General features: G+C 62.8%; 14 protein-coding genes. 9 read left to right on the top strand and 5 right to left on the bottom strand.

What is annotated here, in order from left to right:
* Positions 1-45: 45 nt before the first annotated feature.
* Both ACT6VE_RS22785 and ACT6VE_RS22780 read right to left on the bottom strand, forming a co-directional pair.
* Positions 46-918, bottom strand: a complete 873-nt coding sequence (locus ACT6VE_RS22785; protein ID WP_444800699.1) for a DUF817 domain-containing protein — start codon at positions 916-918, stop codon at positions 46-48.
* Between the two features lie 8 nt (positions 919-926).
* Complete coding sequence (locus ACT6VE_RS22780; protein ID WP_444800698.1) at positions 927-1,553, bottom strand: ribonuclease D; 627 nt, start codon at positions 1,551-1,553, stop codon at positions 927-929.
* 110 nt (positions 1,554-1,663) lie between these two features.
* Between ACT6VE_RS22780 and ACT6VE_RS22775 the strand changes: the two genes are divergently transcribed.
* Both ACT6VE_RS22775 and ACT6VE_RS22770 read left to right on the top strand, forming a co-directional pair.
* Positions 1,664-1,939, top strand: a complete 276-nt coding sequence (locus ACT6VE_RS22775) for a hypothetical protein (RefSeq protein WP_444800697.1) — start codon at positions 1,664-1,666, stop codon at positions 1,937-1,939.
* Positions 1,940-1,999: 60 nt separating this feature from the next.
* Complete coding sequence (locus ACT6VE_RS22770; protein WP_444800696.1) at positions 2,000-3,031, top strand: hydroxyacid dehydrogenase; 1,032 nt, start codon at positions 2,000-2,002, stop codon at positions 3,029-3,031.
* Positions 3,032-3,085: 54 nt separating this feature from the next.
* Here the strand turns inward: ACT6VE_RS22770 and ACT6VE_RS22765 are convergent, their stop codons facing one another.
* The 3 genes from ACT6VE_RS22765 to ACT6VE_RS22755 all read right to left on the bottom strand — a co-directional run bounded on the left by ACT6VE_RS22765 (position 3,086) and on the right by ACT6VE_RS22755 (position 6,828).
* The gene (locus tag ACT6VE_RS22765; protein ID WP_069059994.1) at positions 3,086-3,340 is read right to left on the bottom strand and encodes a GlsB/YeaQ/YmgE family stress response membrane protein; all 255 of its coding nucleotides are present in this window, start codon (positions 3,338-3,340) and stop codon (positions 3,086-3,088) included.
* A gap of 93 nt (positions 3,341-3,433) precedes the next feature.
* Positions 3,434-4,723 (bottom strand): L-rhamnose catabolism isomerase, encoded by a 1,290-nt coding sequence (gene rhaI / locus ACT6VE_RS22760; protein ID WP_444800695.1) that lies wholly within the window; start codon positions 4,721-4,723, stop codon positions 3,434-3,436.
* Between the two features lie 11 nt (positions 4,724-4,734).
* The gene (locus tag ACT6VE_RS22755) at positions 4,735-6,828 is read right to left on the bottom strand and encodes a bifunctional rhamnulose-1-phosphate aldolase/short-chain dehydrogenase (protein WP_444800694.1); all 2,094 of its coding nucleotides are present in this window, start codon (positions 6,826-6,828) and stop codon (positions 4,735-4,737) included.
* A 221-nt stretch (positions 6,829-7,049) separates the two neighbouring features.
* Between ACT6VE_RS22755 and ACT6VE_RS22750 the strand changes: the two genes are divergently transcribed.
* The 7 genes from ACT6VE_RS22750 (at position 7,050) to ACT6VE_RS22720 (ending at position 14,277) form a co-directional block, all read left to right on the top strand.
* The gene (locus ACT6VE_RS22750; RefSeq protein WP_160857550.1) at positions 7,050-7,862 is read left to right on the top strand and encodes a DeoR/GlpR family DNA-binding transcription regulator; all 813 of its coding nucleotides are present in this window, start codon (positions 7,050-7,052) and stop codon (positions 7,860-7,862) included.
* Positions 7,863-7,897: 35 nt separating this feature from the next.
* Positions 7,898-8,884: a rhamnose ABC transporter substrate-binding protein gene (rhaS, locus tag ACT6VE_RS22745; RefSeq protein WP_069059991.1), complete on the top strand. Its 987-nt coding sequence runs from the start codon at positions 7,898-7,900 to the stop codon at positions 8,882-8,884.
* Positions 8,885-9,110: 226 nt separating this feature from the next.
* The gene (locus ACT6VE_RS22740) at positions 9,111-10,607 is read left to right on the top strand and encodes a sugar ABC transporter ATP-binding protein (RefSeq protein ID WP_444800717.1); all 1,497 of its coding nucleotides are present in this window, start codon (positions 9,111-9,113) and stop codon (positions 10,605-10,607) included.
* Entirely contained in the window at positions 10,604-11,587 is a 984-nt protein-coding gene (locus ACT6VE_RS22735; RefSeq protein ID WP_444800693.1) for an ABC transporter permease, read from the top strand. The genes ACT6VE_RS22740 and ACT6VE_RS22735 overlap by 4 nt, the downstream gene beginning before the upstream one ends.
* Positions 11,580-12,584, top strand: coding sequence for an ABC transporter permease (locus tag ACT6VE_RS22730; RefSeq protein ID WP_444800692.1), 1,005 nt, complete (start codon positions 11,580-11,582; stop codon positions 12,582-12,584). The genes ACT6VE_RS22735 and ACT6VE_RS22730 overlap by 8 nt, the downstream gene beginning before the upstream one ends.
* A 3-nt stretch (positions 12,585-12,587) precedes the next feature.
* Positions 12,588-12,902 carry an L-rhamnose mutarotase gene (gene rhaM, locus ACT6VE_RS22725; protein WP_444800691.1) on the top strand — a complete coding sequence of 105 codons (315 nt, stop codon included), beginning with the start codon at positions 12,588-12,590 and terminating at the stop codon, positions 12,900-12,902.
* A gap of 4 nt (positions 12,903-12,906) precedes the next feature.
* Positions 12,907-14,277 (top strand): FGGY-family carbohydrate kinase, encoded by a 1,371-nt coding sequence (locus ACT6VE_RS22720; protein WP_444800690.1) that lies wholly within the window; start codon positions 12,907-12,909, stop codon positions 14,275-14,277.
* The last annotated feature ends 153 nt before the right edge of the window (positions 14,278-14,430 follow it).

The raw sequence follows: 14,430 nt of genomic DNA, 5'->3' as shown, positions 1-14,430 counted from the left end.
ACCTCCGGTCTCATCGGAGGATAGGACGGGTCGATTAACCAGGCGTTAATCCTGTGCCCGTCGGATTTCAGGGGTATCCGGCGGCTGCGGCCGGCAGACGACCGTCACCAGTACGAAGCTGACATAGAGCAGGAGATACCACGATCCGAGCTTGGTGAAGGGCACCATGTGCCAGGTCTTTTGCCCCGGATAGAGCCAAACACCCGTCGCCGTACCGATGTTTTCCGCGATCCAGAGGAAGATGCTGGTGAGGAAGGCCGCCACGACGAGCGGCATCCAGCGCGACTTCGCCTCCACCGTATAATAGATGCGCACCCGCCAGAACAGCAGCACCGTCGCCGCGAACAGCACCATGCGGATATCGATGATGAAGTGGTGCAGGTAGAAATTGGCATAGATCGCGATCGCCAGCAGCGCCGTCATCCAGAAGGACGGATAGTGCGTGAAGCGCATGTCGAAGATGCGGATGGCGCGCGCCATGTAGCTGCCGACCGAGGCATACATGAAGCCGGAAAACAGCGGCACGCCGCCAATGCGGAAGATAGCGTCCTCCGGATAGACCCAGGAGCCCATATGGACCTTGAAGATCTCCATGGCCGTGCCGACGAGATGATAAATCAGGATGACCTTCGCCTCCTCCAGGCTCTCCATCTTCAGCTTGAGGAAGGTGACCTGAATAGCGAGCGCCATCAGGAAGAGGGCGTCGTAGCGATGGATCGGCCAGTCAGGTTGCCAGACGAGCTTCGTCAGGATGATCAGCCCGAGCATGAGGGCGCCGAACAGGCAGGCCCAGGCCTGTTTCAGGCCGAACAGGATGAACTCGGCAAGCCCGGGCGGGAGGGCCGCAAGCCGGTCGCGGATCAGCCGCCGCAGCGGTTCCAGCGCCGGCCCGGTCTGGTGCTGCTGTCCGTTTTCCACGGACTGGCTCAGCTATGCGCGAAAATGTCGGTCTCGTCCCAGCCGAGCAGATCGAGCTTGGCGCGGGTTGGCAGGAAGGTGAAGCAGGCGTCGGCATGGGCAAGCCGGCCATCGCGCACCAGGCGGGCATTGAGCTTGTCGCGTAGCGCGTGGAGGTGGAGCACATCGGACGCGGCATAGTCGAGCTGCGCCGGCGACAGCGTTTCGGCCGCCCAGTCGGAGGACTGCTGATGTTTGGAAATGTCGACTTCGAGCATTTCCTTGAGATTGTCCTTCAGGCCGTGCCGGTCGGTATAGGTGCGCGTCAGGCGCGAGGCGATCTTGGTGCAGAAGACCGGTGTGGTGGTGACACCGAAGGTATGAAACAGCACGGCGATATCGAAGCGGCCGTAGTGAAAAATCTTCTGGCGGCTCGGGTCTTCCAGCATGGCGACGAGGTTCGGGGCTTCCTTCTGACCGGCGGCGATGCGGATGACGTCCGCCGTGCCGTTGCCCGGCGAAAGCTGCACCACACACAGCCGGTCGCGGCGCGGGATCAGGCCGAGCGTCTCGGTGTCGATGGCGATCGCGCCGGTATAGCGGGCCGCATCGGCCGCCGAGATGTCACCTTCGTGATACCGGATTGCACTTGCCATGAAAAACCCCATCTAAGCAGCACGAATATCCGCAGGCCTATAGCGCAAGTTTTTGCCCTGCGGTACCTCTTTGTGGATTGCGAAGGATCGGCCGCCGGCCGGAAGAGATGATGACGATACGATTGACCCTTGCCGCCCTTGCCATGCTGACGATCGTCCCGACCGCCCAGGCGCAGGTTTTTCACGACCTGCCGGGCGTTGTGACGACGGAAGAGCATGAGGCGGAAGATCGTGTGACATGCGAGCCGCGCTATGTTCCTCCGCCGGAAAACAGTTCCAGGCAGATATGGGGACACACCGTCTATGATTGCGTACGTGGCGGCGTGATGATCACCGGGAGAGGCCAGCCGCTGTCACGCGAGCGGAGTTTGCGCGGTCTCGACTGATAAGACACAGGCCGCCCCTTCGCTTCGCCCATCCCATCGAGACTGTTATCCGGAGGAGCCATGACCGACGATACCTTGCCGCTGGTAATCAGCGCGCCCGAACCGCGCACGCTGGACCTCATCTTCACTCCGGCGGCGGAGGCCGAGCTGCGCAGGACCTACCGCATTGTCGAGGCCGATCCGGAAAACATCGCCGGTCTCGGCGACGACGTTTTGACGGAGGCGCGCTACATTCTCGGCCAGCCGCCGCTTTCGGCGGAAACACTGGCGCGCATGCCGAAGCTGCGGTCGATCCTCAATGTCGAAAGCAACCTCCTCAACAATATGCCCTATGAGATCCTGTTCGAGCGCGGCATCCATGTCGTGACGACGGGACAGGTCTTTGCCGAGCCGGTCGCCGAGCTTGGCCTTGCCATGGCGCTGAACCTGGCGCGCGGCGTGATCGATGCGGACGTCGCCTTCCGCGAGGGGCAGGAATTGTGGGGTGGGGAGGGCAACCAGTCCGCCCGCCTGCTGTCCGGCTCCGAGATCGGCCTCGTTGGCTTCGGCGATCTCGGCCGCGCGCTGAACCGCGTGCTCTCCGGCTTCCGCGCAAAAATCCGCGTCTTCGATCCCTGGCTGCCGCCGTCCATGCTGCGCGAGGCGGGTGTCGAGCCGGCGTCGCTCTCCGAAGTGCTGGCGATGAGCGATTTCGTCTTCGTCGTCGCGTCGGTGACGAGCGAGAACAAGGGCTTTCTTGGCGCAGAGGCTTTCGCCTCGATGCGCAAGGGCGCTGCCTTCATCCTGCTCAGCCGGGCGGATGTCGTCGATTTCCCGGCGCTGATGGCGGCTGTCGAATCCGGCCATATCGTTGCAGCAAGCGACGTCTATCCGCAGGAACCGCTGCCGCTCGACCATCCGGTGCGCAAGCTCAAAGGCTTCGTGCGCTCGGCGCATCGCGCCGGTGCGCTTGACAGTGCGTTCAAGAAGATGGGGGACATGGTGCTGGAAGACATGGCGCTGATGGACCGCGGCCTGCCGCCGATGCGCTGCAAGCGCGCCGAGCGCGAAACGGTGTCGCGCATGCGATCGAAACCGGTCAGCGTCAACTGAAAGAAAAGGCCGTGACGGAAAACCGGCACGGCCTTTTTCGTTCCTGCAATCTGGTCAGGCGCGTTTGATGACCTTGATGAGCACGAGCAGGATCACTGCGCCGATCGTTGCGTGAATGATGGCGGCAAGGATGCCGCCGCCGATCGAGAAGCCGAGCCTTGGAAACAGGAAACCGGCGATGAAGGCGCCGACGATGCCGACGACGATGTTGCCGACGAGGCCGAAGCCGAAGCCCGAGACGATCAGGCCCGCAAGCCAGCCGGCAATGGCGCCGACGATGAGGAAAACGAGAATGCTTTCAATGCCCATACTATGCTCCCTTTGACAGTTCCATCTGTCCCTGCTGAATCTGGCAGCCGTTCTCAGGAAAGCAAGGGGCGCTGAAAACTTCTCTTCAGCCGCTCAGACGATGCCGCCGCCGCCACTCGCAATCGCCGGCCGCTCGCTTGTCACCTTCGCCCGGTAACCTGCCGACCGATAGGTCGCGACCGGATCGATCGCGCCGCCGGCGCCGAGCCGCGCCATGGCAAGGATCGGATCGACGTCGGTGCGGAAGCCGGCCTTCAGCGTTTCGGAGGCCATCAGCGCATCGTTGCCGTCCTGGTAGCCGGCAAGGGCTGCGCGGTCGACGATCAGCCCCTGCGCATAGGCGCGGCACACTTCCATGGCGCTGCGCATCAGGCTTTCGATCGGGTCGGTGACATTGTGGCTCTGGTCGAGCATGTGTGCCGGTGAAAAGCCCTCGGCTTTTCGCACTTCGGCATCGACCAGCTCGTTGAAGACGAGGAAGAGCCGGTAGGGATCGATCGAACCGGTATCGAGATCGTCGTCGCCATATTTCGAATCGTTGAAATGGAAGCCGCCGAGCTTCTTGAACTGGATGAGCCGGGCGACGATCATCTCGATATTGACGTTCGGCGCATGGTGGCCGAGATCGACGAGGCAATAGGCCTTGGGACCGAGTTCCTGAGCGATCAGGTAGTTGCTGCCCCAGTCCTGCACGACCGTCGAATAGAAGGCTGGCTCGTACATCTTGTGTTCGGTGAACAGCCGCCAGTCGTCCGGCAGTTCTTTATAAATGGCCTTCATCGCATCGAGATAGCGCTCGAAGCTCTTGGTGAAGTTGGCCTGGCCCGGAAAGTTCGTGCCGTCGCCGATCCACACCGTCAGCGCCTTGGAACCGAGCGCATTGCCGATGGTGATGCATTCCAGATTGTGCTCGACGGCCTGCTGGCGCGTTGCGGCATTGGCGTGCGACAGCGAGCCATATTTATAGGAATGCTCCTGCTGCGGCGCGTCAGAGAAGGTGTTGGAGTTCATCGCGTCGAAGCCGAGGCCCAGCGCATTGCCCCGTTCCTTCAGCTCCTTGAGGTCCGTGACCTTGTCCCACGGGATATGCAGGGAAACGGTCGGTGTGGCGCGGGTCAGTTCCTGGATGACCGCGCAGTCCTCCAGCTTGTCGAAAATGTTGCGCGGTTCGCCCTCGCCGGGGAAGCGGGCAAAGCGCGTGCCACCGGTGCCGACACCCCAGGAGGGTACGGCAACCGCGTAGGCCGCGACCTTGTTCTTCACCGCATCGATATCGACGCCGCGACGGGCAAGTTGGGCGCCGAGATGCTCATAGTCGCTCTTCAGGTCGGCGAGACGCCTGTCGTTCTCGCGCGCGATCACGTCCTTGGAAATCATCGTCATGACAAAATTCCTCAGCGCGTGAAGGACTGGGCATTGCCCGCGTCGACATTGACGATGTTGCCGGTCGATTTGGCCGACATGTCGGAGGCAAGGAAGTAGATAGCCTCGGCGATATCCTCCGGGAAGACCGAGAGCTTCAGCATGGAACGCTCGCGGTAGTGCGCTTCCAGATCGTCGGTCTTGTAGGTCGCGGCGCGCTGTTCCTTCCACTCGCCGGTCCAGATCTTCGAGCCGCGCAGCACGGCGTCCGGGTTCACCACGTTGACGCGGATCTGCTCGGATGCGCCTTCAAGCGCGAGGCAGCGGGCGAGGTGGATTTCGGCAGCCTTGGCCGTGCAATAGGCGGATGCGCCGGGGGAGGCGGCAAGGCCATTCTTGGAGGCGACGAAGACGACGTTGCCGCCCGCCTTCTGTCGGCGGAAGATGCGGAAGGCTTCGCGCGCCACGAGGAAATAGCCGGTCGCGAGAATGCCGATATTCTTGTTCCACAGCTCCAGTGTCGTCTCCTCGATGACTGCGGAGGAAGCGAGGCCGGCATTGGAGACGAGGATGTCGAGGCCGCCGAACTCGACAAGCGTATCGGCAAAGCACTTTGCAACCAGCGCCTCGTCGGTGACGTTCATGGCGACCGAGCGCACGACATCCTTGCCATAGCGGCTTGCCAGCTCGCTTTGAGCGGCTGCAAGCGCCGTCTCGTCGATATCCGCCAGCACCACGCAGGCACCTTCCGCCATCAGGCGGTTGGCGGTGGCCTTGCCGATACCGCCGGCACCGCCGGTGACAAGCGCGATGCGGCCGGCAAGGCTCTTCGGCTTCGGCATGCGCTGGAGTTTCGCCTCCTCCAGCAGCCAGTATTCGATGTCGAAGGCTTCCTGCTCCGGCAGGCCGACATAGTCCGAGACACCGGAAGCGCCGCGCATGACATTGATGGCGTTGACATAGAACTCGCCGGAAATGCGCGCCGTCGCCTTGTCCTTGGCAAAGGTGATCATGCCGACGCCGGGCACCAGATAGACGACGGCATTGGGATCGCGCATGCCGGGGCTGTTGTCCCGCTTGCAGCGTTCATAATAGGCGGCGTAATAGGCGCGGTAGGCGGCAACCGCATCGGCAAGGCCTGCGAGCGTCTTGTCGATATCCGGATTGGCAGGGTCGAAATCGACGACCAACGGCCGGATTTTCGTGCGCAAAAAGTGGTCCGGGCAGCTGGTGCCCAGGGCTGCAAGCGGCGCCAGGTTCTTCGATGTCACGAAGTCGAGCACGGCTTCACCGTCGTCGAAATGGCCGACCTTCCTTTCATCGAGGCTGATCATGCCGCGAATGACCGGCATCAGCTTTTCGGCGATTGCGCGGCGCTCGGCGGCAGGCAGAACTGGCTTTACCGCGCCCCCGAAGGCCGGTGTCGTGTTGTTCTCTTCGAACCAGCCGATCGCCTTGTTGATGATCTCAACGGTCGTTTCGTAGCATTCCTTCGCCGTATCGCCCCAGGTGAAGAGGCCATGGCTTTCCAGCACAAGGCCGCGCGCCGCTGGGTTTTCCAGGCAGAATTTCTCGAGCCACAGGCCGAGTTCAAAGCCCGGTCGCTTCCAGGGCAGCCAGCCGATATCCTCGCCGAAAATCTGTTGCGTCAGCTCGCGGCTGTTCTTCGCGGCGGCAATGGCGATGATTGCATCGGGGTGCATGTGGTCGACATGCTTCTTCGGCACATAGGCATGCAGCGGCGTGTCGATGGAGGCGGCGCGCGGGTTGAGATTGAAGGTGCAGTGGGGGAGGTAGCCCACCATCTCGTCCTCATGCTCCAGGCCGCGATAGAGGCCCTTCAGCGCATTCAGCTTCTCCATGTAGAGGGTGGCGAAGCCGTCCATCTTGATCGTGCCGACATCGCCACCCGAGCCCTTGACCCAGAGGACTTCCACCGCGCCCGCGCCGAGCGGGTCCGTCTCGATGGCCTTCGCCGAGGTGTTGCCGCCGCCGTAATTGGTGATGCGCTTGTCGGAGCCGAGCAGGTTTGAGCGATAGAGCAGGCGCTCCGATTCGCTCATCGTCGACGCCTTGGCGTCATCCCACAGGTTAGCAAGGCGTGCGCCCTGGTTCTTCTCCAGCATCGGCATTTCCTCCCGGTGTTTCTCATGCGCAAGGCGATGGTTCTCATTCGCAAGGCTATCGCCGCGCTTGAAGGCATGCTTTCAGATCACATGAGAGTTTCGCCGATGTCAATCATAAACGATCAAAAACAATCATATTGCGCTGCACAATGAAAAAATATGATTGATTGTGATTGACATTGCGCGATCGTGATGGAAGCATTGCAAGCACTGGAGGAGCCATGCACGAGAAGGAAAGACATCGGATCATTCTGTCCGCGGTTCAGGAAAAGCCGGTCATCACCGTGCCCGAGCTGGTGGACCTGACCGACAGTTCCGAGGCGACGATCCGCCGCGACATCGCAGCACTTCACGTGCAGAAGAAGCTGCGCCGGGTGCGTGGCGGCGCCGAGGCGCTGCATCCGCCGCAGTTCGTCGGCCTTGCCGGTCGACCCTTCACGGTGAACGAGACGCTGAACACCCGCCAGAAGCAGGCGATCGCCAAGGAGGCGGTCGGGCTCTGCGAGGATGGCGACCCCATCATCATCAACGGCGGCACGACGACGTTCCAGATGGTGCATTTCCTGACCAACCGCCGCATGCAGGTCTTCACCAACTCGTTCAACATCGCCGAACACCTGCTGAAGCATTCGAAGAACACGATCATGCTCTCCGGCGGCACGATCTACCGCGAGCAGAACATCGTGCTCAGCCCGTTCGACAACGACGTGACGCGCAATTTCTATGCGCGCCGCATGTTCATGGGCGCGCAGGGCTTGGGGCCGCTAGGCCTGATGGAGGCCGATCCGCTGCTCATCCAGGCGGAACAGAAGCTGATCGACCAGGCGGACGAGCTCATCGTTCTGATCGATTCCACAAAATTCAAGAAGCGCTCCAGCCTCATCCTGTGCGGGCTGAAGCGCATCGCAACCGTCATCACGGATTCGGGCATCGAGGACAGGGATGCCGCGATGCTGGAGGAGGCCGGCGTCAACCTGATCGTTGCAAACGTTCAGACCGACGCCAGAACGCAGACTGCACCCTCCTCGGCATAACGCCGGAGGGTTGATTTTCACTGGGAGGAAACGTCGTGAAAATTCTGAAGACATTGCTTGTGACCGCGGCCGTCTCGGTCGCGATGATGGCAACCGCACAGGCGGAAACCAAGAAGATCGCCCTCGTCGTCAAGGCGCTCGGCATCGGCTTCTTCGAAGCCGCCAACAAGGGCGCGCAGGAAGCCGCCAAGGAACTCGGCGACGTCGAAGTCATCTATACCGGCCCGACCACGACGACCGCCGAAGGTCAGATCGAGGTGATCAATTCGCTGATCGCCCAGAAGGTCGATGCCATCGCCGTTTCGGCCAACGACACAAATGCCCTTGTACCGGCCCTCAAGAAGGCCATGGACCGCGGCATCAAGGTCATCTCGTGGGATTCGGGCGTCGCGCCGGAAGGCCGCTCGATGCACCTCAACCCGTCGTCGAACCCGCTGATCGGCAACATGATCATCAAGCTTGCCGCCGACAACCTGCCTGATGGCGGCGACGTCGCGGTACTCTCGGCAACGGCCACCTCGACCAACCAGAACGTCTGGATCGAGGAGATGACCAAGGTGCTGCCGAACTACAAGGGCATCAACGTCGTCGCGACCGTCTATGGCGACGACCTTGCCGACAAGTCCTACCGTGAGACGCAGGGCCTCATCCAGTCGCATCCGAACCTGAAGGCGATCATCGCGCCGACCTCCGTCGGCATCGTCGCCGCCGCACAGGCCGTCACCGACGCCGGCAAGGTCGGCCAGATCAACGTCACCGGCCTAGGCCTGCCGTCCGAAATGGCCGGCCATGTGAAGTCGGGCGCGTCAAAATCCTTCGCGATCTGGAACCCGATCGACCTCGGCTACTCGGCGACGATGATCGCCTACGACCTGATCGGCGGTGCGGAAGCCAAGCCCGGCGCGGAACTGAAGATGGGCCGCATGGGCACCGTCAAGCTCGACGACAAGAACGAAGGCGCCATGGCCGATCCCTTCATCTACGATGCCAAGAACGTCGAAGAGTTCGCCAAGATCTTCTGATCTGGCTTTACCCCTTCTCCCCTCGGGGAGAAGGTGGCCGAAGGTCGGATGAGGGGGCTTGGCCGCAGGCGTTGTGCCGTGACTTCCCCCTCATCGCCTCGCATTCGCTCGGCACTTCTCCCCGCTGGGGAGAAGAGGAACCGCGACGGCGGCACTAAAATAAGACAATCGCTCCGAAATTTTGCTGGTGGACCGAGACTTGCTGCAGGACACGACCACATCGCGGATGAAGCCCGCCATCGCACTTGAGGGGATCTCGAAATCCTTTCCCGGCGTGCGCGCGCTCGCCGAGGTCTCGCTCGCGCTCTATCCGGGCTCCGTGACCGCGCTCGTCGGCGAGAACGGGGCCGGCAAGTCGACGCTCGTCAAGATCCTCACCGGCATCTACCAGCCGGACGAAGGGGAAATCCGGGTCGATGGCGTAGAGACGCGTTTCCCGACTGCCACCTCCGCCGCCAAGGCCGGCGTCACCGCCATCCATCAGGAGACCGTGCTGTTCGACGAGCTGTCGGTTGCCGAAAACATCTTTCTGGGGCACGCCCCGCGCACCGGCCTCGGCCTGATCGACTGGAAAAGGATGAACGCGAATGCGCGTGCGCTGCTGTCGCGCGTTGGCGCCGATCTCGATCCGTCGATCCGCCTGCGCGACCTCGGCATCGCCAACAAGCACCTCGTCGCTATCGCCCGCGCGCTCTCCATCGACGCCCGCGTCGTCATCATGGACGAGCCGACGGCGGCGCTGTCGCACAAGGAAATCCACGAGCTCTACGAACTGGTCGACCGGCTGAAGGCGGATGGCAAGGCGATCCTCTTCATCAGCCACAAGTTCGACGAGATTTTTCGGATCGCCGACCGCTACACCGTTTTTCGCGATGGCCGCATGGTGGGCGAGGGGCTGATCGGCGAGACGACGCAGGACGACCTCGTCCGCCTGATGGTCGGCCGCGATGTTGGCCAGGTGTTTCCCAAGCAGGAGGTTGCAATCGGCGAGCCGGTGCTCACCGTCTCCGGCTATCGCCACCCGACGGAATTCGAGGACATCAATTTCGAACTGCGCCGCGGCGAAATCCTCGGCTTCTACGGCCTCGTTGGCGCCGGCCGCTCGGAGTTCATGCAGTCGCTGATCGGCATCACGAAGCCGTCTGCCGGGGCGATCAGGCTCGACGGTGAAATCAAGGTCATCCGCTCGCCGGCGGAAGCCATCGAAGCCGGCATCGTCTATGTGCCGGAGGAGCGTGGCCGGCAGGGCGCGATCATCGGTCTGCCGATCTTCCAGAACGTCACGCTGCCCTCGCTCTCGCGCACCTCGCGCGCCGGTTTCCTTCGCATGGCGGAGGAGTTCGCCTTGGCACGGGAATACACCGCGCGCCTCGATCTGCGCGCCGCCTCGCTCGATCAGGATGTCGGCACGCTGTCGGGCGGCAACCAGCAGAAGGTGGTGATCGCCAAGTGGCTCGCGACGCGGCCGAAGGTCATCATCCTTGACGAGCCGACCAAGGGCATCGACATCGGTTCGAAGGCCGCCGTGCACGCCTTCATGAGCGAGCTTGCCGCCTCCGGCCTCAGCGTCATCATGGTCTCCTCCGAAATCCCGGAAATCATGGGCATGGCCGACCGTGTCATCGTCATGCGCGAGGGCCGCATCGCCGGCCGCTTCGAACGCGCGGACCTGACAGCCGAGAAACTCGTGCGCGCCGCCGCCGGCATTCAGGAGGCCGCATGAAACTTTTGCTCAAGAACCGCGAAATGCTGCTGGTCGCGGCGATCGTCGCCCTGGTGGCGTTGATCGCCCTCCGCTTCCCGCCTTTCGTCACGCCGGGCAATCTTGCCAATGTCTATAATGACACGTCGATCCTGATCATCCTGGCACTCGGCCAGATGGCGGTCATCCTGACGCGCTGCATCGACCTCTCCATGGCGGCGAACCTCGCGCTGTCAGGCATGGTCGCAGCGATGATCAATGCGGCGATGCCGGGCCTGCCGATCCCGCTCGTCATCCTGACCGCCATGGCGCTCGGCGCCGTGCTCGGCTCGATCAACGGCCTGCTCGTCTGGAAGCTCGACATTCCGCCGATCGTCGTGACGCTCGGCACGCTTACCATCTATCGCGGCCTGATCTTCCTCCTGTCCGGTGGCGCCTGGATCAATGCGCACCAGATGAGTGATGCCTTCAAGGCATTGCCACGCGCAGCCGTGCTCGGCTTCCCGTTGCTCTCCTGGCTGTCGCTGGTCATCATCGGTATCATGGTCGTGGTGATGCGCCGCACGCCGCTCGGCCGCGCCTTCTTCGCCGTCGGCGGCAATCCGCATGCGGCGGTCTATACCGGCATCGATGTCGGCCGCACGCGCTTCTTCGCCTATTGCCTGTCCGGCACGCTAGCCGGCCTTTCCGGCTATCTCTGGGTCTCGCGCTATGCCGTGGCCTATGTCGATATAGCAGCTGGCTTCGAACTCGACATAATCGCGGCCTGCGTCATCGGCGGCGTGTCGATTGCCGGCGGCATCGGCTCGGTGGGCGGCGCGCTGCTGGGCGCGTTGTTCCTCGGCGTCATCAAAAACGCGCTGCCAGTCATTAACATCTCGCCCTTCGCCCAGATGGCAATCTCCGGCATGGTCATCATCATCGCGGTTGCCGTGAATGCGCGCGCCGAAAAACGCAAGGGCCGGGTCATTCTCAGGAAAGCGGAGGCTATCCATGGCTGAGACCCAGATGGTTGCGCGCCACATCCCCGATCGGCTGGAAGGCCGCGGCGCGCGGCTGGTGAAAAGCTGGGAGACGCTACTGGTCGCCGTGGCGCTGGCGATCTTTCTCGTCAATTCCTTCGCCTCGCCCTATTTCCTCGATCCCTGGAACCTGTCGGACGCCACCTTCAACTTCACCGAAAAGGCGATGATCGCCTTTGCCATGGCGCTGGTCATCATTTCCGGCGAGATCGACCTCTCCGTCGCGTCCATCATCGCGCTGACCTCAACCGCGATGGGCTACGCCGTGCAGCTCGGTTTCGATACGCCGGCGCTGGTCATGGTCGGCCTTGCCACCGGCCTGCTCTGCGGCGCGTTCAACGGCCTGCTCGTCACCGGCCTCGGCCTGCCGTCCATCGTCGTCACCATCGGCACGATGAGTCTGTTCCGCGGCCTCTCCTTCGTCATCCTCGGCGACAAGGCATTTACCGGCTACCCGGAAAGCTTCTCCTGGTTCGGGCAGGGCTATGTCTGGTGGGTCTTTTCCTTCGAACTCTGCCTCTTCGTCGTGCTCGCGGTCATCTATGGCGTCGTGCTGCACAGGACGAGTTTTGGTCGGACGGTCTACGCGATCGGCAACAACCAGACGGCGGCGCTGTTTTCCGGTGTGCGGGTCGGGCGCGTCAAGTTCGTGCTCTTTCTTTTGACCGGCCTGATGGCAGCGATCGCCTCGATCTGCCTGACTGCGCGCCTCGGTTCGACGCGCCCCTCCATCGCCATGGGCTGGGAGCTGGAAGTGGTGACGATGGTCGTGCTCGGCGGCGTCAACATCCTCGGCGGCTCGGGCACCATCCCGGGCGTCGTTCTTGCAGCGCTCATCATGGGCATGGTCACCTTCGGCTTCGGCCTCTTGAATGTGCCGGGCATCGTCATGTCCATCTTCATCGGCCTGCTCTTGATCTCCGTCATCGCGCTGCCGATCCTCTATCGGCGCTTTCGCGGCCGCAGGAGCCATTGAGCCATGGAGAAATACGCGTTTCGCATGCGGCTCAATCCCGGCTGCTCGGCCGAATACAAGGCGCGGCACGATGCGATCTGGCCGGAGCTTTCCGCCCTGCTGAAGGAGGCCGGTGTCTCGGACTACTCCATCCATCTCGACGAAGAGACGAACCTGCTCTTCGGCGTGCTCTGGCGGAGCGACGATCACACCATGGCGGACCTGCCGAACCATCCCGTGATGAAACGTTGGTGGGCACATATGGCTGACATCATGGAGACGAAGCCGGACAACGAGCCTGTCGCCGTGCCACTCGTCACCGTCTTTCATATGGACTGACCCGATGACCGCGCCAAAAACCATCGCCGTCGTCGATATCGGCAAGACGAATGCCAAGGTCGTGCTCGTCGATGGTGAAAGCTTTCAGGAGATCGCCGCCCGCACCATGCCGAACGGCGTGGTGAATGCGGCACCCTATCCGCATTTCGACACGGAAAAGCTCTGGGCCTTCATCGTGGAAAGCCTTGGCGCTCTCAATCAGGAGCGCCCGATCGATGCGATTTCCGTCACCACCCATGGTGCCACTGCCGCGCTTGTCGGTGAGGATGGCGACCTTGTCCTGCCGGTGCTCGACTATGAGCATGAAGGCCCGCAGGAATTCGCCGAAGCCTATCGCATGGTCCGCCCGCGCTTTGCTGAGAGCGGCACCCCGATCATGCCCATGGGCCTCAATGCCGGGCTGCAGATCTACTGGCAGGCGATGCGCTTCCCGGAGGCCTTTGCGAAAGCGCGCGCAATCCTGATGTATGCGCAATACTGGTCATTCCGCCTCACCGGCATCGCCGCCAGCGAAGTGACGTCGCTCGGCTGCCATGCCGACCTTTGGGAACCGCGCAACGGGCGCTTTTCCAGCCTGGTTGAGGGGCGGGGCTGGACACGCCTCATGCCGCCGGTCCGCAAGGCGAGCGACGTGCTCGCCCTGATCCGCCCGGATGTAGCCGCAGCGGCGGGTCTTCGGCCGGATGTACCGGTCCATTGCGGCATCCACGATTCCAACGCGTCGCTGCTGCCCCATGTATTGACGCGAAAGGCACCCTACGCGGTCGTTTCCACCGGCACCTGGGTCGTAGTGATGGCGAGTGGCGCGCGGCCTGTCATCCTGGACGAGGCGCGCGACACGCTGATCAACGTCAACGCGCTCGGGGATCCGGTGCCGTCCTCGCGCTTCATGGGGGGGAGGGCGTTCTCGTTGCTCGGCGGCAAGTCGGGTGATCTGCCCCCCGCTGCCATTGTCGACGTGCTGGAGCGCGGCGCCATGTTGCTGCCGTCATTGCCGGAGGAGTCCGGGCCGTTCCCCGGCCGCAAGGCGTCATGGACCGTGCCGCGCGAAGAGCTGAGCGAGGATGCGGCGCAGGCCGTCATCGCCTTCCACCTCGCGCTTATGACCGCGACCTGTCTCGATCTGATCGGCGCGGAAGGGCCGATTATCGTCGAGGGGCCATTTGCCGCCAACAGGGCATTCCGGGTGATGCTGAAGGTCGCGACCGGACGCCCGGTGCTTGCCGGCGGCAGTGCGACCGGCACGAGTATCGGGGCCGCCTGCCTTGCGGCGGGAAGGGCACCAGAGCCGGCGCTTGTTTCCACTGCGGAAGAATTGCCGAAGAGTGCGGCGGATTATGCGGCGCGCTGGCGCTCGCTCGCCGGGCACGGGTAAAACCCGTCAGCGGATGCGCTCAGAAAACGCGGGCCTTGACCGGCGTGCGCGCCGCATCGATATCGAGAAGAAGATAGACGGCGGCGAGCGTTGCGGAAGCAATCACGGTCGCGCCCAATGCCAGAACAATCATTGCTCTTTCCCCCTGACATC

The organism is Shinella sp. (assembly GCF_052438155.1).
Classification (GTDB): domain Bacteria; phylum Pseudomonadota; class Alphaproteobacteria; order Rhizobiales; family Rhizobiaceae; genus Shinella.
This window is presented reverse-complemented; position numbering and strand designations above follow the sequence as displayed.

What these genes read in the sequence shown, in the direction of transcription:
- ACT6VE_RS22770 (WP_444800696.1), top strand. Translation starts at nt 2,000, where the DNA reads ATGACCGACGATACCTTGCCGCTGGTAATCAGCGCGCCCGAACCGCGC.
- ACT6VE_RS22755 (WP_444800694.1), bottom strand. Translation starts at nt 6,828, where the DNA reads ATGCTGGAGAAGAACCAGGGCGCACGCCTTGCTAACCTGTGGGATGAC.
- rhaI (WP_444800695.1), bottom strand. Translation starts at nt 4,723, where the DNA reads ATGACGATGATTTCCAAGGACGTGATCGCGCGCGAGAACGACAGGCGT.
- rhaM (WP_444800691.1), top strand. Translation starts at nt 12,588, where the DNA reads ATGGAGAAATACGCGTTTCGCATGCGGCTCAATCCCGGCTGCTCGGCC.
- ACT6VE_RS22750 (WP_160857550.1), top strand. Translation starts at nt 7,050, where the DNA reads ATGCACGAGAAGGAAAGACATCGGATCATTCTGTCCGCGGTTCAGGAA.
- ACT6VE_RS22775 (WP_444800697.1), top strand. Translation starts at nt 1,664, where the DNA reads ATGACGATACGATTGACCCTTGCCGCCCTTGCCATGCTGACGATCGTC.
- ACT6VE_RS22735 (WP_444800693.1), top strand. Translation starts at nt 10,604, where the DNA reads ATGAAACTTTTGCTCAAGAACCGCGAAATGCTGCTGGTCGCGGCGATC.
- ACT6VE_RS22730 (WP_444800692.1), top strand. Translation starts at nt 11,580, where the DNA reads ATGGCTGAGACCCAGATGGTTGCGCGCCACATCCCCGATCGGCTGGAA.
- ACT6VE_RS22740 (WP_444800717.1), top strand. Translation starts at nt 9,111, where the DNA reads ATGAAGCCCGCCATCGCACTTGAGGGGATCTCGAAATCCTTTCCCGGC.
- ACT6VE_RS22780 (WP_444800698.1), bottom strand. Translation starts at nt 1,553, where the DNA reads ATGGCAAGTGCAATCCGGTATCACGAAGGTGACATCTCGGCGGCCGAT.
- ACT6VE_RS22720 (WP_444800690.1), top strand. Translation starts at nt 12,907, where the DNA reads ATGACCGCGCCAAAAACCATCGCCGTCGTCGATATCGGCAAGACGAAT.
- ACT6VE_RS22765 (WP_069059994.1), bottom strand. Translation starts at nt 3,340, where the DNA reads ATGGGCATTGAAAGCATTCTCGTTTTCCTCATCGTCGGCGCCATTGCC.